Origin of the sequence: Flavobacterium nackdongense, assembly GCF_004355225.1 — a bacterium.
GTDB lineage: Bacteria > Bacteroidota > Bacteroidia > Flavobacteriales > Flavobacteriaceae > Flavobacterium > Flavobacterium nackdongense.
Genome location: NZ_CP037933.1, coordinates 512,535 through 534,534 on the forward strand (window position 1 = coordinate 512,535; position 22,000 = coordinate 534,534).

Below are 22,000 nucleotides of genomic sequence, written 5' to 3' on the forward strand. Positions count from 1 at the left end.
GAAATCATACAATTATTAAACACTAAAAAATGGCAAATTATTTCAATTCATTACCACTTAGATTACAATTAGAACAATTAGGCGTTTGCGAATTTATGGATCAATCCGAATTTGCAGAGGGAATAGAGGCACTTAAAGAAAAAAAAGTAGTCATTGTAGGTTGCGGAGCTCAAGGTTTGAATCAAGGTTTGAACATGAGAGATTCTGGCTTAGATATTTCGTATGCTTTGCGTGCCGAAGCGATTGCTCAAAAAAGAGCCTCGTTTATGAATGCTGCTGATAACGGTTTCAAAGTAGGAACTTATGAAGAACTAATTCCAACAGCGGATTTGGTTTGCAATCTTACCCCAGACAAACAACATACTGCCGTGGTGGGTGCCATTATGCCTTTGATGAAAAAAGGTTCTACATTGGCTTATTCTCACGGTTTCAATATCGTTGAGGAAGGAATGCAAATCCGTAAAGACATTACAGTAATTATGTGCGCGCCTAAATGCCCAGGTTCTGAGGTTCGTGAAGAGTACAAAAGAGGTTTTGGCGTACCCACTTTAATCGCCGTTCACCCTGAAAATGATCCAGATGGAGTAGGTTTGGCTCAAGCCAAAGCATACGCTGTAGCAACAGGCGGACACAGAGCAGGCGTATTGCGTTCTTCCTTTGTAGCCGAAGTAAAATCAGATTTAATGGGAGAACAAACCATTCTTTGTGGTTTATTGCAAACAGGTTCCATCTTGTGTTTTGACAAAATGGTTGCTGAAGGTGTTGACGCTGGATATGCTTCTAAATTAATCCAATACGGATGGGAAACAATCACCGAAGGATTGAAATATGGTGGAATCACCAATATGATGGACCGTCTATCGAATCCTGCAAAAATTACTGCGTTTAAAGTTTCAGAAGAATTAAAAGATATCATGCGTCCATTATTCCAAAAACATATGGACGATATTATTTCAGGTGAATTTTCTAAAACAATGATGGAAGATTGGGCTAATGATGATAAAAACCTTTTGACTTGGAGAGCTGCAACTGGAGCCACAAATTTTGAAAAAACACCCGCAGGTGATTTTGAAATCTCTGAGCAAGAATATTATGACAACGGAGTTTTGATGGTGGCTATGGTAAAAGCAGGTGTAGAATTGGCTTTCGAAGCGATGACTGATTCAGGAATAATAGAAGAATCTGCCTATTACGAATCATTGCACGAAACTCCGCTTATTGCTAATACTATTGCAAGAAAAAAATTATTCGAAATGAACCGAGTAATTTCGGATACAGCAGAGTACGGATGTTATTTGTTCGATCACGCTTGTAAGCCGTTAATTGCAGAATATGTGAAAAATGCTCCAAATAATCTTGTGGGCCGCCCATTTAGTGACGGAAATAATGGTGTGGACAACAAAGAATTAATTGAAGTGAATTACATCATCAGAAATCATCCCGTCGAAGAAGTGGGAGCTTGGTTGAGAGAATCCATGACGGCGATGAAAAAAATTGTGTAAGATTGACATAAGAAACTCACTTCCCGTAGCGGAAAACAAGAGCAACTAAAATTAAAAGCGAGATAGAATTTCTATTTCGCTTTTTTTGTTTATCAAGAATTGCTCCTATTTAAGGATAAATATTTATTACCTTAGCAATTGTATGAAAACAATTGTCGATGCCGTAGTTATAGGAGGAGGGCTTGCGGGCCTTACTAGTGCCATACATTTGTCAAAGTCAGGCTATACAGTAATCTTGATTGAAAAAAATGAATATCCAAAACATAAAGTTTGCGGGGAATACATTTCCAATGAAATTTTACCGTATTTCCAATGGTTGGGCGTTGATATTTACAGCTTAAATCCATCTAAAATTTCTAAAATCGAATTTTCTACCCTTAACGGTAAAACAATTTTTGGAAAGCTACCACTTGGCGGCTTTGGAGTTAGCCGGTACAACTTAGATTACTATTTATATCAAAAAGCCATTGAAAACGGTTGTCAAATCCTACACGAAAGCGTTGAAAACATTCAATTTAAAGAAGACGTGTTCACCATTATAACCAGTAATACTTTGGAATTCAGGTCCAAAATTGTGCTCGGAGCTTTTGGCAAACGGTCTAATTTGGATCTAAAACTAAATCGAAATTTCATTCAAAAAAAAGCACCTTGGTTGGCGGTAAAAGCCCATTATTCTGGAGATTTTTCAGATGATTTAGTCGGATTACATAATTTTGAAGGTGGCTATTGTGGCGTTTCAAAAGTAGAAAACAATACCGTAAACATTTGCTATCTAGTCGATTATAAAAGCTTTAAGAAATACAAGAATATTGAAGAATTCCAATCCAATGTACTGCACAAAAATCCGCATTTGAAAACTATTTTCGAAAACTGTGCGCTCCTTTTTGAAAAACCATTGACGATCAGCCAAGTCTCTTTCGAGAAAAAAGTGGCAGTCGAAAATCATATTTTGATGATTGGTGACACCGCCGGATTAATTCATCCTTTGTGTGGCAACGGAATGGCGATGGCTATTCATAGTGCTAAGATCGCTGCTGAATTGGTTATCGATTTTATGGAACATAAAATTATTAATCGAAAAAAATTAGAAGAAAAATACACACAAGAATGGAATACCCATTTCAAAAGTAGACTCACGATGGGGCGTTTTTTGTCTAAAATTTTACAATCAGAAAAATTAACGATATTTCTGATGCATTTTTTGACTATATTTCCATCATTATTGCCCAAAATTATAAAAAAGACTCACGGCAAGCCTATTCCATTGCAATAACAATGAAAAATCAATTTCAATTAGATGTCAATACATACCAAATATAGGTCAAACGAGCCGGAATTGATGGATGATTTTGCAATGCAAGGCGAAATTTTGCGGGAGGCTTTGGATAAAATTGCCAAAATTAACCAACTCTTAGGTGGAAACCAGTTGACCTTAAATGGGGTTCAGAAATTAATTCAAAAAAGTCCAAAGGCAACTCCAATTACAATTGTGGATGTGGGTTGTGGCAATGGCGATATGTTGCGAAGGTTGGCAGATTATGGTTTAGAAAATCAATTGCATTTTAACCTAATCGGAATTGATGCGAACGATTTTACCATAAATCACGCCCAACAGTTATCGGAGGAATACTCCAATATAAGGTATCGATGTGAAGATATTTTTGATAAAGCTTTTGCAGATTTAAAATACGATATTGTGCTATGCACCTTAACGTTACATCATTTTAAAGAAGATGAAATTTTAAAATTAATGACTCTTCTTAATACCAATTCTAGGATTGGCATTGTTATTAATGATTTGCATAGAAGTGCTTTGGCCTACCGATTATTTCAGGTTTTGTGTTTTGTTTTTAGACTCAATTCCATGTCGAGAGCAGATGGATTAGTTTCCATTTTAAGAGGTTTCAAGAAAGAAGATTTGGTTCGTTTTTCAAAAAAATTAAATCTAACACATTATAAAATCCAATGGAAATGGGCTTTTCGTTACCAATGGATCATTGAGAAGGTGGGAAGTTAGAAGTTGGGAGAGGGAAGTTGGAAGAGGGAGATGGCAACAAATCTGTTTGTCATTTATTAAGGATTGTCATTGCTTTTGAATTAAAATTTAAAATATGAGTGTAAAAATCAAATGTGTTTCTAAACAATTACCCAAGTATTCTAGAACAACGGAAGAAATTATTCCTTTTTTAGATGCTTGGCTGGTTGGGCAAGATAGTCGATTCGTCCGAAAAGTAAAGAAGATTTTTGAAGCTGCTGCAGTCGATAAGCGCTACTCGATTATGGATCCTATTGAAGTTTTTACCAACACTTCTTTTGAGGAAAGAAACGATATTTACGTTCGTGAAGTGATCGATTTAGGGACGAAAGTTTTGGAAAAAGCACTAAAAAAATCCCATTGGAAACCGACAGATTTAGATTTTATAATCACTGTGAGTTGTACAGGAATTATGATCCCGTCTTTGGATGCCTATTTGATTAATAAATTGAATTTGCGTCAAGACATCGTTCGGCTTCCGGTGACTGAAATGGGTTGCGCCGCGGGAATTTCAGGAATTATTTATGCAAAAAACTTCTTGAAAGCGAATCCTGGCAAACGTGCCGCAGTAATCGCGGTCGAAAGCCCGACGGCAACCTTTCAATTGGATGATTTTTCGATGGCGAATATGGTCAGTGCCGCTATTTTTGGTGACGGTGCAGCTTGTGTTTTGCTTTCATCCCATAATGACGATGAAGGTCCTGAAATTTTGGATGAAGAAATGTATCATTTCTATGAAGCCGAACATCTAATGGGTTTCAAACTCACTAATTCAGGTTTGAAAATGGTACTTGATATAGAAGTTCCAGAAACAATTGCCTCACATTTCTCGGATATTATCCAGCCATTTTTAGAGAAAAACAAGCTAAATATGGAAGATTTAGACCATTTAATTTTTCATCCCGGCGGCAAAAAAATTGTGCAAACAGTGGAAAGTTTATTTTCTGAATTAGGAAAAAATATCGACGATACAAAGGAAGTATTGCGATTGTACGGCAATATGTCAAGCGCTACGGTTTTGTATGTTTTAGAACGAATTATGGATGCGAAACCAAAGACAGGATCAAAGGGATTGATGTTGAGTTTTGGACCAGGGTTTTCGGCTCAAAAGGTTTTAGTGCAATTTTAAAATAGTTAGCCACAGATTCACAAATTTTTTTAAATTATCAGGCCGTTCGCGTTTAAAATTTTCAAACACGAATTGCACGAATTAGCACAAATTGTATTACTTATTAAATTGAATTCTACTAATTTTAGTTGTTTTTAAGAATTCGTGTAATCAAAACAGATCGAAATCTGTGTAAATTTGTGACCCGAGCGATAGCGAACAGGCGAAGCAAATCTGTGTCAAATTTTTTTAAAAGCGAATGCCCTGCTAAATTATCTATTGAATACAATTTTTAAATCTGTGAATCAGTGGCATAAAAAGTATGGAAAAACAAGAAATCATATCAAAATTACCCTATTCCAAACCCTTTTTGTTTGTGGATGACTTACTGCATATTGATGAAAATGGAGTAGTGGGAACCTATACTTTTGATGAAAATCTGGATTTTTACAAAGGACATTTTAAAGACAATCCCGTAACACCGGGAGTAATTCTAACTGAGGTTATGGCGCAAATTGGTTTGGTTTGTTTGGGAATGTATTTAATGAATGATACATTTAATTCAAGCACTGCAATTGCTTTAACATCAACTGAAATTGAGTTTTTAAAACCTGTTTTTCCAAACGAAAAAGTAACCGTGATTTCAGAGAAACTTTATTTTAGATTTGGTAAATTGAAATGCAAGGTGATGATGAAAAATGAAAAAGAGGAAGTAGTTTGTAGTGGAACAATGGCAGGAATAATGGTTTAAATAGGAGGATAGGATTGCTTCGTTCCTCGCAATGACAAAATGAATAAACGTGTAGTAATTACGGGTCTTGGTATCGTTGCTCCCAATGGGGTTGGACTTGATGCGTTTACAAATGCCATAAAAAATGGAATTTCAGGAATTAGGCACGATGCCGAATTGGAACGGTTGCAATTTTCGTGTCAGATTGCGGGGAAACCAATAATATCAACCGAATTATCGCTGAATTATTTTACCGAATTAGAACTTCGAAACTTTAATTCAGCAGGGATTTTGTACGGCGTAATTGCAGGAATTGATGCTTGGAAAGATGCCGGCTTACCCACAGAAATCAATGCCGAACCTGATTGGGAAACTGGAACTATTTTTGGCACAGGAACTTCAGGAATTGACAAATTCAGAGAAAGCATTTATAAAATTGATGATTTTCAAACCCGAAGATTAGGAAGCACAGCCGTAGCACAGACTATGAATAGCGGTGTGAGCGCTTATTTAGGAGGAAAATTAGGTTTAGGCAATCAAGTAACAACCAACTCTTCAGCTTGTACCACAGGCACCGAAAGTATTTTAATGGCATTCGACCGTATCAAATCTGGTCAAGCAAAACGTATTTTGGCAGGCAGTACAAGCGATTCAGGACCTTATATTTGGGGAGGTTTTGATGCTATGAAAGTCTGTACTTTCAAACACAATGAAACCCCTGAACAGGGCTCACGACCTATGTCGGCAACCGCTTCGGGTTTTGTTCCCAGCAGTGGTGCTGGGGCTTTGGTGTTAGAAGATTTAGAAACTGCTTTAGCCCGAGGAGCGAAAATTTATGCCGAAGTTTTGGGAGGAAACCTTAATTCTGGTGGACAAAGAGGGGAAGGCACGATGACGGCGCCAAATTCGGTTGCGGTGCAAAAATGCATCCAAAAGGCTATTGAAAATGCTGGAATTCGTCCCGATGAAATTGATGCTATCAACGGGCATTTGACCGCAACATCCAAAGATAGTTTAGAAATTCAGAATTGGAGTGAAGCCTTGGGTAGGAGTGGAGTCGATTTTCCTTATATCAATTCGCTAAAATCAATGGTTGGACATTGTTTGTCGGGTGCTGGAAGTGTCGAAAGCGTCGCATCGATTTTGCAATTGCAGCAGGGATTTGTTTTTCCGAATATCAACTGCGAAGATTTGCATCCTGAAATTACCGCTAGAATCGATGCCAATAGAATTCCTCAAAAAATGATTGAAATGGAATTGAAGGTTATTGCTAAGGCTAGTTTTGGTTTTGGTGATGTTAATGCTTGCGTACTATTTAAAAAATACAATTAGACTATGGACAAAAAAGAAACTATTGAGAAGTTAAAAATTATCATCAAGCCGTACATCAAAAACCAGGAAGCTTTTGACAATCTCTCCGAAAGTACTGATTTTATTGGTGATTTGCAAATCAATTCGGCCAATTTAGTCGATGTAATTTTAGATATTGAAGAGGAATTTGATATCGTTATCGACAATCAATCTATGGAACGAATGCTAGACGTAAAATCTGCTTTGGAAATTATTGAAACCAAATTATCGGAAAAATGATTGGAAACGACATCGTCGATTTGGTTTTGGCACAAAAAGAAAGCCATTGGCAACGGAAGGGATTTTTGGATAAAATCTTTACTCAAGACGAGCAGCTTTTGATTTTGAATTCCACGAAACCGGAGCTAATGGTTTGGAATTTGTGGAGTAGGAAGGAAGCGGCTTATAAAATTTACAATCGAAATACGCAGATTCGAGGCTATATTCCTTTGCAATTTGAATGCTTTGATTTGGAATTGAACGATGCCGTAAATTATGGAAAGGTGGTGATCCAAGATTTTGTTTATTATACCAAAACGGTTGTTTCAGATGAGCACATCAACACGATAGCCGTTGAAAACAAAGACTATTTGGAACGAATTAAATTTTTAAAAAACAGAAAAAATATTCGAAAAATAAATGGGATTCCAGCCTATTTTGAAGTGAATGAGTGGTCGTCAACTCCCGTATCTATAAGTCATCACGGAAGATTTGAGCAAATTATTACCATTTAATTCAATTTCAATCTCGATTTTAATTTCAGAAAAAGTAAAGCAATTTTGTACGCATCTTCAGAAGAGGAATTTCGATCACTTTTGGGTATTTTATAAATATCGCATAATTCTTCTAATGAAAATTGTTTGTTATTGATATCCAATAATTTTCTGTGCATCACGTCAATGTCTAAAGCCTCGTTTTTTAATCTTCCGCAGCCCATACGCTCTAAAGCCATGTTGAGCATCTCGACATCAAAATCGATATGATGTCCGACTAAAATGGAGTTTCCAACAAACTCAATAAGAGCTTGAGTTGCATCGGCTTCGCCCATTTTTTTCATTTTAGTTTCAATCGTAAATTCGTTCGATATGCCGTTTTCGTGAAAGAATTTGTATTGCGCAATCACGGTTTCAAAACTATCCCCAATGACGATGCTGTTGTTGATTATCGAAAAAGACCCAATGGAAACAATCACATCTTTTTCTAAACTCAAACCCGTTGTTTCAGTGGATAAAACAACGAATCGATTCGATTTTTTTTCAAATTTAGACAGATAGGTTTTCCAAAACTCCGGATATTCTTTATTGATATTTTTTAACCAGTCTAGCATACTTATGAAAATTGCGTCAGTTGAAATTTATCTTTTATTAAATCTTCTAGTGCTTCCATCGGTTCAAAAGCATTTTTCAAAACTTCTTTTTCAGCTTTGGAAAGTTCCATCAAATTGATGTATTGACCAGAACTGTCATTTTTTAAACCTTCCAAAGTCCTAAATTTAGATAAAATGATAAAAGCTTTTGAACAATTGATATAAATCTCTGAATTTCTCGGATCTACAATTGCTAATTGCTTGAAGCGCAGGTATGTACTGGTGATACCCCGCATATTATGACTTAAACTAAACAGTCGAGCTCCATCAATTAGAGGCATCAAAGCTCGGGTTTTAATATCAAATTTGTCTTTATTTGGGCCTTTTTCCTCGACGTGAAATTTCTTGAAAAAAGTCAAAGGTGAATTTTTTCGAAGGGCTTCATTACCAAGGAAATCAAACAATAAGGTATTGTTTTTAATATTATTGAAAATCACATTTTCGATCGCTTCCTCAATTTTTTTCTCTCCGATAACAATTTCAAAATCAAAGAAAATACTACTCAATTGATTGCTGTTTTCACCCGGAGTATTCATCCAGCTTTGATACTGATTGGTCCAGTCTGTCAGTGACTTACACCACAGCATATTGCTCGCCATATGTCCGAAAGGACAATATTCATATCCTGCTTTTTCAAGAATTGCAGTGGTTCGTTTTCCTAATTTTAAAAAATAATCTTTTACATCTCTATATTTTTCGGCCGTTACGTCTTCAAAAATCAACATACTATCCTGATCTGTGGTCAGCAATTGTTCTCTACGACCTTGACTGCCTATACTTAACCAAGCATAACGGGCAGGAGGAGAGCCTAAATCTAAAATAGACAATTCGACAGCTCGTTTGATAAGCGCTAAATTGATTTCGCTTGCTAGGATATTTACTCTCGAAATCGGTATGTTTTTTTGGATGGCTTTTTGTACCAACTCAGTCAACCGTTCTCGAATAGATTTTAAATCTTTCGGTGTTTGGGAGCGTTTGATTTCTTTGATTAAAACGCCGGGGTTGCTGGCTTGAGCCACAATTAAATCGTGTTCAGAAATGACACCTTTAACAACTGATTTGTCAGTGCCGTCTTGGGTAACACACAAGTGAGTAACATTGTACTTGAGCATCAATAACTGAGCTTCTGCCAATGAAACATTTTCTACCACAGTAACCACCGGAGAAGACATAATCTTATCTAAGGTAGTATTTATCGGGAAACGACCCGTTGCAATTTTTGAACACATATCGGTGTTGGTCACAATCCCAATAGGCAAACTATTTTGGCAAACGAGCACGCTAGTCGAGAGGGAGTTGGTCATTTGTTGCGCCGCTTCTTGCACTGTTGTATTTTCGGTCCCAGTCAGGGGCGCTACATTATAGGATAAGGATTGAAAGTATTGTATTTCAGATTGTTGGTCGGCAAAATAGACATTGTCTGAAAGCAATTTTCCGCTACTATTTTCTTTGTCCGCAGGATTACTGGTATTGGAAGCAAAACTATGTAAAAGAAAGTCCAGAACCTCAGAATTATTGGCTACAAAAGGGCGGAATGTAGCAATAGGAATAGCGTAAATAATGCTTTCTTCACGCGCTTTTGCTGTCATTTGATAATTGTTTTTGGCAAAAAACGGCCGTAAACCAAAAATATCACCTTCATAACATTTATTCAATAAGGTTTCCTCTGCATCGGCTATAACAGAAAGATTGACCACACCTGAGGCCACAACATAAAAACTATCGTGTAAAACATCGTTGATTTGAAATAATATTTTGTGTTTCTCAAGATTTATTACTCGAATACTTGTTGCGATTTCAGATAATTCTTGAAAAGTTAAATTATCGAAAGGCGGATATTTCTTGAGAAAATCTGCAATATGTTCAGCAATTGTGTTCATAGTAATGAATATGGTTTTGACGGTAAAAATATAAATTTATTTTTTATAAAACAGTCAATAATCAAGCAAAACAGCTAAATTATAAATTTCATAAATTTTTCTTAAATTACTGCTGTAGTTTGATAAATATAATCAAGAAATTCTAATTTTATTGATTAATCTAAAACATCTTAATTATGAAATTACAAAAGAATATCCAACTGATAGTCATTGCGTTATTGGTTTCTGTAATGACAAATGCTCAGAACAAACCAGCCAGTCCAGCTGCTGTGGCAACTGGTAAAATTAATGGGGCCACCATAACCATAAATTATAGCAGCCCATCTGTAAAAGGTAGAGTAATATGGGGAGAATTGGTTCCGTTTAACAAAATTTGGAGAGCCGGTGCCAATGCTGCAACTACTATAGAAACAGACAAAGAACTAATGATTGAGGGAGCAAAATTACCTGCAGGTAAATATTCGTTTTTTGTGATTCCTAGCGAAAAAGAATGTGTGCTCATCTTCAATAAAGTAGCTAAAATGTCTGGAACAAGTAATTATGACGAAAAACAAGATCAGTTGCGTGTCACCGTAAAACAAAAAGCTTCAAGTTCGACTACTGAAAGTTTAGTATATACGATCAATGACAAATCGATTGTTTTGAGTTGGGAAAAATGGAATATTCCGTTTGGTGTAAAATAATCTCAAAAATATAGCCTAAACACCAACAATAATTCTTGTTGGTGTTTTTTTTGCTCTATGAATTAGGGTAGAATTCAAAAAGTATAACTTATTAATATTGTGACATTTAGCTAAGATATAAAAATATTCTATTTTACATAATATAAATTATAGTTCAAAATAAGCTATATAAAACTAAGGCTATTACTTGAAAACGGATTCACCAGATAAGCCAACATACAATTGTATACCGTTGAAATCTATTCCGCTATGTGATTAAAGAAATCAAATGAATAACCAACCAAATCTCTAGCAAAAGGGCCATTAAATCTACATTAGGATTCCAGTTGCTTTGCTCTTTTATCAGGCCGAATCAACATTCGCAACGCTTGATCTTTCGATAAATAAGCCACCATCCAATTGTATAACGTTTGAAATCTATTGCGGTATGTAATTAAAGAAATCAAATGAATAAACAACCAAATCAACCAAGCGAAAGAACCATTAAAATGTAATTTTGGTTTTGGTAAGTCCACCACTGCCTTCATTTTTCCAATAATCGCCATCGACCCTTTATCGTTATATTTGAAAGGTTGTAGCGATTTTCCACGTTGCATTAATTTAAAGTTTTCGGCTAAATTCAATCCTTGTTGTATAGCAACTTGAGCTACTTGCGGATGACCGTTTGGGAAATCAGGATCACTCAATTCGATACACGTATCACCGATAGCAAAAATATTGTTTGTTGACTGTACTTTATTGAATTTATCAGTTATAATTCTTTTACCACGACCATAACTTTCTGCCGGAATTCCATCAAAAACTTTCGCCGTTATACCTGCAGCCCAAATTAAATTTTTTGTTCGTATTGATTTTCCATTGGCAAAATAAACCGTTTCCCCATCATAATCAACTACTTGTGAGTTTAACTGCACAGTTACGCCTAATTTCGTCACAGCTTCGAAAGTATGCCGTTGCGAATCCTTGCTCATCGGTGCCAATAAGGCATCGCCACCATCTACCAAATAGATACGTCCGACTGATCGCGCAAATTCGGGATACTCTTTTGCTATGATATTCCTTTTCATTTCGGCCAACATTCCTGAAACTTCCACTCCTGTTGGACCTCCACCTACCACAACGATAGTTAACAAAGATTCCCTTTTGGCGTTATTTGTGCAAATTGCCGCTTTTTCTAAGTTTTTTAATAAAGCGTTGCGCATTTCAATTGCATCGTTAAGCGTTTTCATTGGAATGGCATTTTTTCTGACATTTTCCATACCGAAGTAGCTAGTTTCTGCACCGGTGGCGAAAACTAAATAATCATATTCTAATACACCATTATTGAGTACTATTTTATTTTCGCTCGGTATAACTTTTTGCAATTCGCCTAATCGAAATTTTAAATTCTTTTTACCGGCAAAAAACTTTCTAAAGGGATAACTGATACTTGATGGCTCTAAAAAGGCTGTAGCCACCTGATAGATTAATGGTGAAAAAAAATTATAATTGTTTTTATCTACAAGAGTGACTTCAATGTTTTTAGAATTTAAAAGTTCTTGCGCTAAATTAATTCCAGCAAAACCTCCACCTATTATGACTATTTTCATCGCTTTAGAGTAAAATTATTGTGCAAAATTACCTTTTAATATGAAAATTTGCGGCAATTTTATTTTTATTTAACAAGTGTTTCAGTATTTAAATTTTCTTGATTTGCAGAGCGTGATGCGCCAATACTTTTTCAATCAATTCGTCTTTGGTCAAATGATGAAAAATTGTTTTGACTTTGTTTTTAACTTCGACCGACACTTCTTGCGTAGGTTTCGTTTTAAAAATTTGTTTTGCCCATAATATCGATTTGTTTTCTTCAATATTTTCGGTGGTTGGTTTTTGGAATTTGGTGAATTTGATCCCTAATTCTCTTTCGAAATCTGCGATTTCAACCTCTTCTTCAGCTTGTAGCACCGTCAATGAAAATCCTTTGGCACCGGCTCGTGCCGTTCTTCCGCTGCGGTGAACATAGACTTCGTAAACATCCGGCAAATGATAATGGACAACATAAGATATTTCCTTGACATCAATTCCTCTGGCAGCCAAATCTGTTGCGACCAAAATCTTGATAAAGCCTTCGCGGAATTGTTCCATAATTCGGTCTCGAATGCCCTGTGACAAACTTCCGTGCAAAGCTCCAGTTGAAAATCGGTTGATCGCTAAATTTTTTGCCAATTTGTTGACAGCGGCCTTGGTTTTGCAAAAAATAATCCCGCGTTCGCCTTCTTTCGTCATCAAAAAATGCATCAAAACATCCAATTTTTCCTCAGGATTTACTACCATATACTGATGGTTTATATCTTGGTTACCAATGGTTTGCATATCTGCACTTAATTGAACCACATTTTTATTCAAATAGTTCTGAATCAATTGTTTGACAGTGCCTGGCATAGTTGCAGAGAATAACAATGTTCTCCGGTTTTTGGGCAGTTCGGCTACAATTTCATCTAAACTTTCTTTCAGAATGCTCACCATTTCATCGGCTTCGTCTAAAACCAAAAACTGAGTTTCTTTCAAATTGATGGCTTTTCGTTGCATTAAATCTATCAATCTTCCGGGTGTTGCTACCACAATATGCGTGGGTTTAGTCAATCGTTCTATTTGTGGTTTTATTGGAATTCCTCCGCAGATTTCTGCTATAGCAACTTCTGGTAGATATGTAGTAAAGGATTTTAAATTGGTATAAATCTGATGTCCCAATTCACGAGTTGGAACTAATATAACTGCCTGAATTACATCAATTTTATAATTGATTAACTGAAGTAATGGTAAACCAAAAGCCGCGGTCTTTCCTGTACCTGTTTTAGCTAAACCTACGATATCGGTTTTAGTGGCCAATAGCAACGGAATTGTTTTCTGCTGAATTTCTGTAGGAACAACAATTTTTAAATCATAAAGTGCTTTTATGATGGATTCTTGGATTCCTAAATCGGCGAATTGTTTTGCCATTTTGTAGCTTTAATAATTTATAAAATTGTTTTTTTGAAAACGAATACCATAGCCCCGATAGCAGTGGAAATCCTATTGTGCCGGTGTTCGGCACAATAGATTGTAACGAATAGCGGGAAATAGCTCCTAAAAACTAATCTGCTTCGTTCATAATTTTTTCGCGATACTTCTTCCCTATTAACAATTGGAGTTTTTGCTTATAGTCCTCTACGAGCCATTCGCGGTAGTTTTTGCTGCATTGACTGAGGCATTTCGCATAGCGTTTCAAACGGCATTCGATATCTGGGTCTAATTCTTTGCATAAGGCTTTGGCATCTCGTAATTCCTCGGTATTATCGACACACATTGCTGCGTGTTGTTCTAATGATTTGTCTAAAACTACTTTGGAACGCAAATTTTGAGCGATGGCTTGTTTGTGTTCTTCATCGACATCGAACGTGACCTCCTCGGTTTTGGCAAATTTCGCGCGCAACTCGGGCGGCATCGTATATTTAAAATACATTTCGATTTCTGTGTCATCGCGCAGGTTTTCAAGATAGAATTCAGGCGATTTGAAGATATGCTGCCAATTGACAGGTTCATTCCACAGGCCAAAACGAGCGGCGTTGTTTCCTAAATCGATCACCGTAAAAGTATCTTTTTTGGGCAATTTACGCGAACCTCGACCGATCATTTGAAAGTATAATGTCAGCGATTTTGTAGCTCGGTTTAGGATGATGGTTTCTACAGTAGGCTCATCGAAACCTGTGGTAAGAATACCTACCGAGGTCAAAATAGCATCCGGTGTGTGCTTGAACCAATGCAAAATCGCTTTTCGATCTTCATTATTACTGGTATTGTCCAAATGACGAATATCAAAACCCGCCTCTCGAAAGGTTTCGTACACGTATAAAGAAGTATTGATTCCATTATTGAAAATCAGCGTCTTTTTTCCCAAGGATTTTTCGGTGTAGGCGTGCAATAATTTTTCTTGCATTGCCATATTGGTATACAAATCATCGGAGGATTTCACGGTATAATCACCATTGATTCCTACTTTTAACGAAGTTAAACCCACATCGTAACTATAGGTAATGGCTTTGGCCAAAAAACCTTTTTCGATTAGTGAACTAATGTTATCTCCAACGATTAATTCATCATAATTTTGATGCATTGGCAACTTAATATTCGAACTCAAGGGCGTTGCAGTAACTCCAAGAATAAAGGCATTCTTGAACGAACTCAATAATTTTCGAAAGGAATTGTAATGCGCCTCGTCGATAATCACTAAACCAATGTTGTCCAGATGCAACTTTTCGTCGTTGATTCTATTTTTCAAGGTTTCGACCATAGCTACAAAACAAGAATAATCGTTTTGATCCGGAAGTTCTTTGACTTTACTATTGATGATTTTATTTTTGACATCAAAACCTTTGAGCATTTTAGAAGTTTGCTTACAAAGTTCGATTCTATGTGTCAATACGACTACTTTTTTGTCGTGTTTGGACAAATACTGTCGGACGATTTCTGAAAAAACCACTGTTTTTCCGCCGCCAGTAGGCAGTTGGTATAATAAATGATGATTGGCAGGGGCATTATCTAATCGTTCGAAAATAGCTTGAATATCTCCTTTTTGATACGAATAAAGTTCTTTTTTATCTTCGATTTCTGTTTCTAGCGTTTGTAAAGGCATTGCTTTTGATGGATTTTTGCAAAAATACATCTAAAAAAGAGTTATTCCACTACATAATTCCGTAAAAAAAGGATGAGGCTTAATTAAAATCAATTATGCAACTGGATTTCACCACTGCAATCGTTCTAAAACAGCATCAAATTCGAGGCTATTGTGCCAGTTTTGGGCAATAGCTTCGTTGTTTATGTCGTTGATTCTAGTTTTGAAATCGTCTAGTATTCCATTGGAAATCATAAATTTAACTGCTTGCTGATACGAATTCAACATACTTTTATAAAACAATTCGGTTTTTACCGGTTTTTCGGCTGAAAAAGTTTGAGCAATTTCGATGGCATAAAGCATAAGGTCGCCAATTATGAAGGAATCTACCCCCAAAACAATAAAATGTTTGATGTATTTTTGCGCTACCGACCGGCGCATTTTAGGTTTTCGCGGTTTTCCCGAGCTTCTTTGCGGAAAGTATTCATTAGAAATTTTTATTTTACTTTCCTTCAATAAGTTTTCTTCTTTGGGATTGAAAACAAAATCGTAATAAATCTTTACGGGACTGAATTTTTCATACAACTCGATAATTTGTTCTTCGAGTTGATTTTTATCGAGTTCCGAAAGGTATTTTTTTAAATCGCGCTTACTCATTCCCTGATTGTTTTATGCAAAAGTAATTTACTTTAGCAATAAATGCATTTAAAATGAATGTTATTCCTTAGTTTTGCGCTTCGAATTTAGAAAATCATACTTATGTTGAGAATTTTAAAAAATATCGCCATTTTAGAGGGAGTTTCCTATTTAGTATTACTTTTTAATATGCTTTTTATCAAACCTTCAAATATAGAACTTTACAAAACTTTATTATATCCCATAGGAATGAGTCACGGTTTATTGTTTATAAGCTATGTTTTGCTGACCATTTTACTAATCAAATCTCAAGCTTGGAGTTACAAAACATCTTTGGTAATTCTTGGCGCTTCCCTTCTCCCCTTTGCCACTTTTTATGTAGAGAAAAAATATTTGCGTTAAATATAATTCACTGAATAAAAGTAATTTCTATCTCTTTTTTTTATATTTTTAAACAAAAAAAAAGATGGAACAACGCGATATTTTTTTAAAAGAGTTCAGAGGAAATCCCCTCGGTGCTGTCTCTGCACAAACTTCTTCCGACGAATTATTTCAAAATCAAGTACTTCGCCCTATTTTAAAATTACAGAACACCATTTTTATTGCTTCTTTTCACAATTATCTGGTCAAGAACAGAATCGATTTTAGCACTTTTTCAATAGAAAAAAAAATGGCAATGATTGAAAATTCGATTCAAAAAGACATCAAATTCCGAAATGCTTTAAAAGGGATGGTAATTGCTTTATTTACCCTCGAGGAATATGAGTTTTATATTCAAAATTCTTCTAGTCTTAACAAAAGGATGATGGGAATGCTTATCGAAAGACTAAAAAGTCAAGTGCAATTATTATAAAAATTATCTTTTGGTTAACTTAAAAATATTTATACTGCATTTCGCATAAATAAGCGTTTTATTTATCCAATTATTGTTTTTACTTCATTATTTTTGTTATAATTGTTAAAAAATTAGCAGCATGAAAGAAGAATATTTTAAATGGTACTCCCCCAATTTAAGTAGAGAAATAGAAATGCTCGTTTTTGGTCACGCTGGCTATCCGGTAATTCTTTTTCCAACTTCGATGGGAAGCTATCACGAGAACAAGGATATGGGTTTGATTGAGTCCGCCAAATGGTATATCGATCAAGGATTAGTCCAAATATTTTGCCCAGCAAGTATCGACAAAGACAGTTTTTACAACAAGCAAATTCATCCTGTACACCGGATTCAAAATCATACTTGGTACGATAAAATGATTTGTCACGAAATTGTCGAAAAAGTGAAAGACAATACCTATTCAGGTAAAGTAGTTGTTGCCGGTTGCAGTTTTGGTGGCTATCACGCCGCTAATTTTGCTTTTCGGCATCCAGGTTATGTCAGTCATCTTTTTTCTATGGGAGGTGCCTTCAATATCAAAAGTTTTATGGATGGATACCACGATGATAACGTTTTTTACAACAGTCCCGAAGATTATTTATACGGTTTGAACGACCACGAATTGTGGAATATGGACATTTGTTTAGGGACATCCAACTGGGATATTTGCTATGATGCCAATCTTAAATTGAGTAAAGTTTTGAGCAATCGCAACATTCATCATTGGCTTGATGTTCGACCAGACCGAGATCACGATTGGCCCGTTTGGAAAGAAATGTTTCCCCATTATTTATCCAGGATTAAGTTTTTTTAAAAGTATTTAAGATTGAAGTAGTAAGATAAAAGATAATTATATGAAGAAAATTGGAATATTATTCGGAATGGAAGATACTTTTCCGCAGGCGTTTATCGATAGAGTAAACTCAAAAAATGAAAAAGGCATTATTGCGGAAGCCGTTTCTATTGACAAAGTAGTTCAAAATAAAGATGGCGAATATGCGGTAATAATTGATCGAATTTCGCAAGACGTCCCGTTTTACAGAGCCTACTTAAAGAATGCTGCTTTGACAGGAACCAATGTCATCAATAATCCGTTTTGGTGGAGTGCTGACGATAAATTTTTCAATAATTCATTAGCAGATACACTTGGGGTTCCCCTACCCAACACCGTGATTCTACCGTCGGCGGAACATCCTACAGATACTACCGGAAAATCGTTTCGAAATTTGAAATACCCTATGGATTGGGAAGGAATTTTTGATTACATAGGATTTCCAGCTTATATGAAACCTTATGCTGGTGGTGGCTGGAAAAATGTGTACAGACTTGAGAATAAAGAAGAATTTTGGGAAAAACACCAAGAGACTGGACAACTAGTAATGATGTTACAGGAAGAAATTGTTTTTACCGAATATTTCCGTGTGTATTGTTTGGGGCGCAAGGATGTTCATATCATGCAATACGAACCCCGAAATCCGCATCATTTGCGCTATGTTATTGATGGTCCGCCAGTTTCAAAAGCACTTTTAGCTACCGTTAAGGATTATACATTGCGACTTTGCAAAGGTTTAGGCTATGATTTTAATACGGTTGAGTTTGCAGTTCGAGATGGAATTCCGTACGCAATTGATTTTGGAAATCCTGCTCCTGATGCCGAAATCACCTCGGTTGGAGCCGAAAATTTTGAATGGGTAGTAGAACATGCCGCCAAAATGGCTATTGCTGCCGCCAAAAAACAAAAACCAGGCAAAATAAATTTAACTTGGGGGACATTCATCAAAGACGCCGTTAAATAAATCCAAAAAAGCAAAAAGAAGGAACTATCAAAAAAATAGATTTTATATCATTTCAATTTTTAGCTTTTTTAATTTTTTCAGATTAAAAAATTATGTCAAGAAAACTGCCTGTTTTTACTCTTGGTGTCGAAGAAGAATACCAAATTATAGATCCTGAATCTCGGGATTTACGCTCTCATTTATCTAAAATTGTCGATGGAGCCAAAATTATTTTGAACGAACAAGTCAAAGCCGAAATGCATCAATCGGTGGTAGAGGTTGGTACCAATATTTGCAAAAATATACACGAAGCCGAGACTGAAATTAAATCCTTACGTACTGCGATTGTGGGTTTGGCAGACCTTCAAGGGTTGATTGTTGGAGGAGCAGGAACACATCCTTTTTCGAAATGGCAGGACCAACCCATTACCGATGATCCGCGCTATCACAATATCATCAATGAAATGCAAGATGCCGCCAGATCCAATTTGATTTTTGGTATGCATTGCCATGTAGGAATCGAAAATCGGGAAATTGGGATACAATTGATGAACCAAGCCACTTATTTTTTGCCTCATATTTTTGCGATTTCAACCAATTCCCCTTTTTGGGAAGGCAGAAACACAGGTTATAAATCCTATCGAACTAAAGTTTTTGATAAATTTCCGCGTACAGGCTTGCCTGAATATTTCGAATCTGTTTCTTCTTATGATGATTATTTAGACACTTTGGTCAAAACCAATTGTATCGATAATCCAAAAAAGATTTGGTGGGATTTGCGGCTGCATCCCTTCTATGACACTATCGAATTTCGGATTTGTGACATGAGTTTAACCGTAGATGAAACGATTTGTATTGCAGCGATTATTCAAGCCATTGTGGCAAAATTGTATAAATTGTCGATGCACAATATGAGTTTCAATATTTATCGATTGGCCTTGATTCGTGAAAACAAATTTAGGGCTGCTCGTTATGGCATTGATGGTCACATGATCGATTTTGGATTGCATAAAGAAGTTGAAACGAAGTTGCTAATTGTCGAATTATTGGAGTTTATCGATGATGTAGTCGATGAATTAGGTAGCAGAGATAAGATCAATTACGTCTATGAAATTATGAAAAACGGAACAGGAGCCGACCGGCAATTGAAAGTTTTTGAAGAAACTAATGATTTGACAAAAGTTGTGGATTTCATAACAACTGAGTTCACAAAAGGGCTATAATTGCATTTTTGTTAAAATTTTCCGCTTAAATTAACATTACCATTGGCAATGCTTTTGAAAAAGGTATCTTTGCAGAAAATTTATAATTTTCGAAAATAATGAAAAATAACACCTTAAAAATAGCGGTTTTAGATATGTATGATGGCACTCCCAATCAAGGAATGCGTTGTATAATCGATATTATTAATCGTTTCAATCAAATCGTTAGCTTTCAAATTTTTGATGTAAGAGGAAAATCAGAATTGCCCGAAATTACAGAATTTGATATTTACATTTCGACAGGAGGACCAGGAAATCCAATGATTGGTGATGGTGATTGGGATTTGAAGTATTATGCTTTTATCGATGAATTGACAAAATGGAATAAAGAAAACACAGTAAAAAAGCACGTTTTATTTATTTGTCATTCGTTTCAAATGGCGTGTAAACATTTTGGTTTAGCCGAAATTACAAAAAGACACGACACTTCCTTTGGGGTTATGACCGTTCATAAAACCAAAGAGGGTCAAACCGATCCGCTATTTGAAGGTCTTGCCGATCCTTTTTATGCTATTGATTCTAGAGATTACCAAGTGGTACAGCCCAAATTGAGCGTTTTTGCCAAAAAAGGAGCCAAAATTATTTCTTTAGAAAAAATTAGAGATTACGTTAAATACGAAAGAGCTATTATGGCGGTGCGCTTTTCAGATTATTTTGTGGGAACGCAATTTCATCCCGAAGCGGATCCCATCAGTTTTATTGCCAATTTGAGAAATAAAGAATCAAAGGAAAAAATCAAAAAAATGAAAGGCAATACCAAGTTTAGAAATATGCTGGAAGACTTGGTTGACGATGATAAAATTTACAAAACCAATGAAACACTGATTCCGAATTTCCTTCGATTTGCCATAAATGATTTGATGGTGAGCAAGAAAATATTGTCGAACTAGCTGTATAATGTATATTGTATTTTTGTATAATGTAATTTACGATCTACAATATATAGCTATACGTTATACAAATCTTAAAGAATGATAGACCGATACAGACAACTTTTTAATTCTCAATTTACTGACAAAAAGTATCAGGAATTCAAGGACGATATTGCTTCGGATTTTGATTATGCTCCCACTTTTCGCATTGGAGAAACGCCTTTTTTTATTTCCAATGAATTAAAAGCTCAAATGTTGGAAGGTTGTGCTGATGTTATAAAACTAATTCAACAGAACGACTTTAAAATACTTACAGAGAAATCATTAGAGTTAAATCAAAAAGTTCCTAACGAAGATGATCATACTACTTTCTTGGCCATTGACTTTGGAATTTGTGAAGAAAATGGAGTGGTTGTTCCAAAATTAATTGAAGTGCAAGGATTCCCTTCTTTGTATAATTACCAAATTAATTTATACGAAAAATTCAAGAATCATTATCCGTTTCTTTCCGAGTTGACACCGTTTATCAATAACATTACCATTGAGGAGTATTTTGAAACGCTGGAAGAAGTAATTTGCAACAATCATCCGAAAGAGAATGTCATTCTATTGGAAATTGAACCCGAAAAACAAAACACGAAAATCGATTTTTATTATTGCCGAAGAGATCTTGGCATTCCGATCGTTTGTGTTACCGAAATAATTAAAAAAGGCAATCAACTCTTTTACAAAAACGAAAACGGCGAAGAAATCCTTGTGAAAAGAATCTACAATCGCGTGATTTTTGACGAACTAGAATTACGACCTGATTTGAAACTGAATTTCCATTTTTCGGACGAGCTCGATGTGGAATGGGCCGGACATCCCAATTGGTTTTTCCGAATTAGCAAGTATATTTTACCTATGCTCAAAGGCAAGTATTTCATCGAAACTACTTTGTTGAGCGATTTAACAGAAATCCCGGAAGACTTGGAAAATTATGTACTGAAACCTTTATTCTCTTTCTCGGGTTCGGGTGTCATTTTTCACGTTAAAAAAGAAGACATCGAAGCCGTAGTCGAAAAAGAATTGTACATTCTACAGAAAAAAGTAAATTACATCCCAATAGTGCAATCGCCCGACGGAAAAGTAAAATGCGAAGTGCGCGTACTTTGCGTCTGGAAAAAAGAAGATGCCGCTCCTACTCTACTCTGTAATTTAGCGAGATTGAGCCGTGGTGAGATGATTGGCGTGAAATTCAATAAAGATAAAGATTGGGTCGGCGGGACTTTGGCGTTGTTTGAGAGGTAGGGAATTT

Annotated in this window: 22 protein-coding genes; 16 read left to right on the forward strand and 6 right to left on the reverse strand. The window is 35.8% G+C overall.

Features of this window, described 5'->3' with window-relative positions; genetic code table 11:
- Nucleotides 1–29 precede the first annotated feature (29 nt).
- The 8 genes from ilvC (at nucleotide 30) to E1750_RS02060 (ending at nucleotide 7,459) form a co-directional block, all read left to right on the forward strand.
- A complete protein-coding gene (gene ilvC, locus E1750_RS02025; RefSeq protein ID WP_133275158.1) occupies nucleotides 30–1,502 on the forward strand; it encodes a ketol-acid reductoisomerase in 1,473 nt (490 codons plus the stop codon).
- A gap of 142 nt (nucleotides 1,503–1,644) precedes the next feature.
- Nucleotides 1,645–2,775, forward strand: coding sequence for an NAD(P)/FAD-dependent oxidoreductase (locus tag E1750_RS02030; protein WP_133275159.1), 1,131 nt, complete (start codon nucleotides 1,645–1,647; stop codon nucleotides 2,773–2,775).
- Between the two features lie 24 nt (nucleotides 2,776–2,799).
- The gene (locus E1750_RS02035) at nucleotides 2,800–3,519 is read left to right on the forward strand and encodes a methyltransferase domain-containing protein (RefSeq protein ID WP_133275160.1); all 720 of its coding nucleotides are present in this window, start codon (nucleotides 2,800–2,802) and stop codon (nucleotides 3,517–3,519) included.
- Nucleotides 3,520–3,613: 94 nt separating this feature from the next.
- A complete protein-coding gene (locus tag E1750_RS02040) occupies nucleotides 3,614–4,666 on the forward strand; it encodes a type III polyketide synthase (protein WP_133275161.1) in 1,053 nt (350 codons plus the stop codon).
- A gap of 301 nt (nucleotides 4,667–4,967) precedes the next feature.
- Entirely contained in the window at nucleotides 4,968–5,396 is a 429-nt protein-coding gene (locus tag E1750_RS02045; RefSeq protein WP_133275162.1) for a 3-hydroxyacyl-ACP dehydratase FabZ family protein, read from the forward strand.
- 39 nt (nucleotides 5,397–5,435) lie between these two features.
- Nucleotides 5,436–6,707, forward strand: coding sequence for a beta-ketoacyl-[acyl-carrier-protein] synthase family protein (locus E1750_RS02050; RefSeq protein WP_133275163.1), 1,272 nt, complete (start codon nucleotides 5,436–5,438; stop codon nucleotides 6,705–6,707).
- Between the two features lie 3 nt (nucleotides 6,708–6,710).
- Complete coding sequence (locus E1750_RS02055; RefSeq protein WP_133275164.1) at nucleotides 6,711–6,965, forward strand: acyl carrier protein; 255 nt, start codon at nucleotides 6,711–6,713, stop codon at nucleotides 6,963–6,965.
- Nucleotides 6,962–7,459, forward strand: a complete 498-nt coding sequence (locus E1750_RS02060) for a 4'-phosphopantetheinyl transferase family protein (protein WP_133275165.1) — start codon at nucleotides 6,962–6,964, stop codon at nucleotides 7,457–7,459. The genes E1750_RS02055 and E1750_RS02060 overlap by 4 nt, the downstream gene beginning before the upstream one ends.
- Here E1750_RS02060 and E1750_RS02065 read toward each other — a convergent pair.
- Nucleotides 7,456–8,052 (reverse strand): 3'-5' exonuclease, encoded by a 597-nt coding sequence (locus tag E1750_RS02065; protein ID WP_133275166.1) that lies wholly within the window; start codon nucleotides 8,050–8,052, stop codon nucleotides 7,456–7,458. The genes E1750_RS02060 and E1750_RS02065 overlap by 4 nt on opposite strands.
- 2 nt (nucleotides 8,053–8,054) lie before the next feature.
- Nucleotides 8,055–9,971: a DUF294 nucleotidyltransferase-like domain-containing protein gene (locus E1750_RS02070; protein ID WP_133275167.1), complete on the reverse strand. Its 1,917-nt coding sequence runs from the start codon at nucleotides 9,969–9,971 to the stop codon at nucleotides 8,055–8,057.
- Nucleotides 9,972–10,147: 176 nt separating this feature from the next.
- Between E1750_RS02070 and E1750_RS02075 the strand changes: the two genes are divergently transcribed.
- On the forward strand, nucleotides 10,148–10,654 hold the full coding sequence (locus E1750_RS02075) for a DUF2911 domain-containing protein (RefSeq protein WP_176582348.1): 507 nt from the start codon (nucleotides 10,148–10,150) through the stop codon (nucleotides 10,652–10,654).
- Between the two features lie 314 nt (nucleotides 10,655–10,968).
- Here the strand turns inward: E1750_RS02075 and E1750_RS02080 are convergent, their stop codons facing one another.
- From E1750_RS02080 to E1750_RS02095, 4 genes are all read right to left on the reverse strand, one after another.
- Nucleotides 10,969–12,243, reverse strand: coding sequence for an NAD(P)/FAD-dependent oxidoreductase (locus tag E1750_RS02080; RefSeq protein ID WP_133275169.1), 1,275 nt, complete (start codon nucleotides 12,241–12,243; stop codon nucleotides 10,969–10,971).
- Nucleotides 12,244–12,331: 88 nt separating this feature from the next.
- Complete coding sequence (locus E1750_RS02085) at nucleotides 12,332–13,633, reverse strand: DEAD/DEAH box helicase (protein WP_133275170.1); 1,302 nt, start codon at nucleotides 13,631–13,633, stop codon at nucleotides 12,332–12,334.
- Nucleotides 13,634–13,766: 133 nt separating this feature from the next.
- The gene (locus tag E1750_RS02090; RefSeq protein WP_133275171.1) at nucleotides 13,767–15,305 is read right to left on the reverse strand and encodes a DEAD/DEAH box helicase; all 1,539 of its coding nucleotides are present in this window, start codon (nucleotides 15,303–15,305) and stop codon (nucleotides 13,767–13,769) included.
- 108 nt (nucleotides 15,306–15,413) lie between these two features.
- Nucleotides 15,414–15,941, reverse strand: coding sequence for a DUF6155 family protein (locus E1750_RS02095; RefSeq protein ID WP_133275172.1), 528 nt, complete (start codon nucleotides 15,939–15,941; stop codon nucleotides 15,414–15,416).
- A 102-nt stretch (nucleotides 15,942–16,043) separates the two neighbouring features.
- Between E1750_RS02095 and E1750_RS02100 the strand changes: the two genes are divergently transcribed.
- The 7 genes from E1750_RS02100 to E1750_RS02130 all read left to right on the forward strand — a co-directional run bounded on the left by E1750_RS02100 (nucleotide 16,044) and on the right by E1750_RS02130 (nucleotide 21,993).
- On the forward strand, nucleotides 16,044–16,322 hold the full coding sequence (locus E1750_RS02100; RefSeq protein ID WP_133275173.1) for a DUF3817 domain-containing protein: 279 nt from the start codon (nucleotides 16,044–16,046) through the stop codon (nucleotides 16,320–16,322).
- Between the two features lie 64 nt (nucleotides 16,323–16,386).
- Nucleotides 16,387–16,773, forward strand: coding sequence for a glyoxalase (locus tag E1750_RS02105; RefSeq protein ID WP_133275174.1), 387 nt, complete (start codon nucleotides 16,387–16,389; stop codon nucleotides 16,771–16,773).
- Between the two features lie 121 nt (nucleotides 16,774–16,894).
- Nucleotides 16,895–17,608 (forward strand): esterase family protein, encoded by a 714-nt coding sequence (locus E1750_RS02110; RefSeq protein ID WP_133275175.1) that lies wholly within the window; start codon nucleotides 16,895–16,897, stop codon nucleotides 17,606–17,608.
- Nucleotides 17,609–17,648: 40 nt separating this feature from the next.
- Nucleotides 17,649–18,590 (forward strand): ATP-grasp domain-containing protein, encoded by a 942-nt coding sequence (locus tag E1750_RS02115; RefSeq protein ID WP_133275176.1) that lies wholly within the window; start codon nucleotides 17,649–17,651, stop codon nucleotides 18,588–18,590.
- A 92-nt stretch (nucleotides 18,591–18,682) separates the two neighbouring features.
- Entirely contained in the window at nucleotides 18,683–19,792 is a 1,110-nt protein-coding gene (locus E1750_RS02120) for a carboxylate-amine ligase (protein ID WP_133275177.1), read from the forward strand.
- Between the two features lie 98 nt (nucleotides 19,793–19,890).
- Nucleotides 19,891–20,721: a type 1 glutamine amidotransferase gene (locus tag E1750_RS02125; RefSeq protein WP_133275178.1), complete on the forward strand. Its 831-nt coding sequence runs from the start codon at nucleotides 19,891–19,893 to the stop codon at nucleotides 20,719–20,721.
- Between the two features lie 81 nt (nucleotides 20,722–20,802).
- On the forward strand, nucleotides 20,803–21,993 hold the full coding sequence (locus E1750_RS02130; RefSeq protein ID WP_133275179.1) for an ATP-grasp domain-containing protein: 1,191 nt from the start codon (nucleotides 20,803–20,805) through the stop codon (nucleotides 21,991–21,993).
- Nucleotides 21,994–22,000 lie beyond the last annotated feature (7 nt).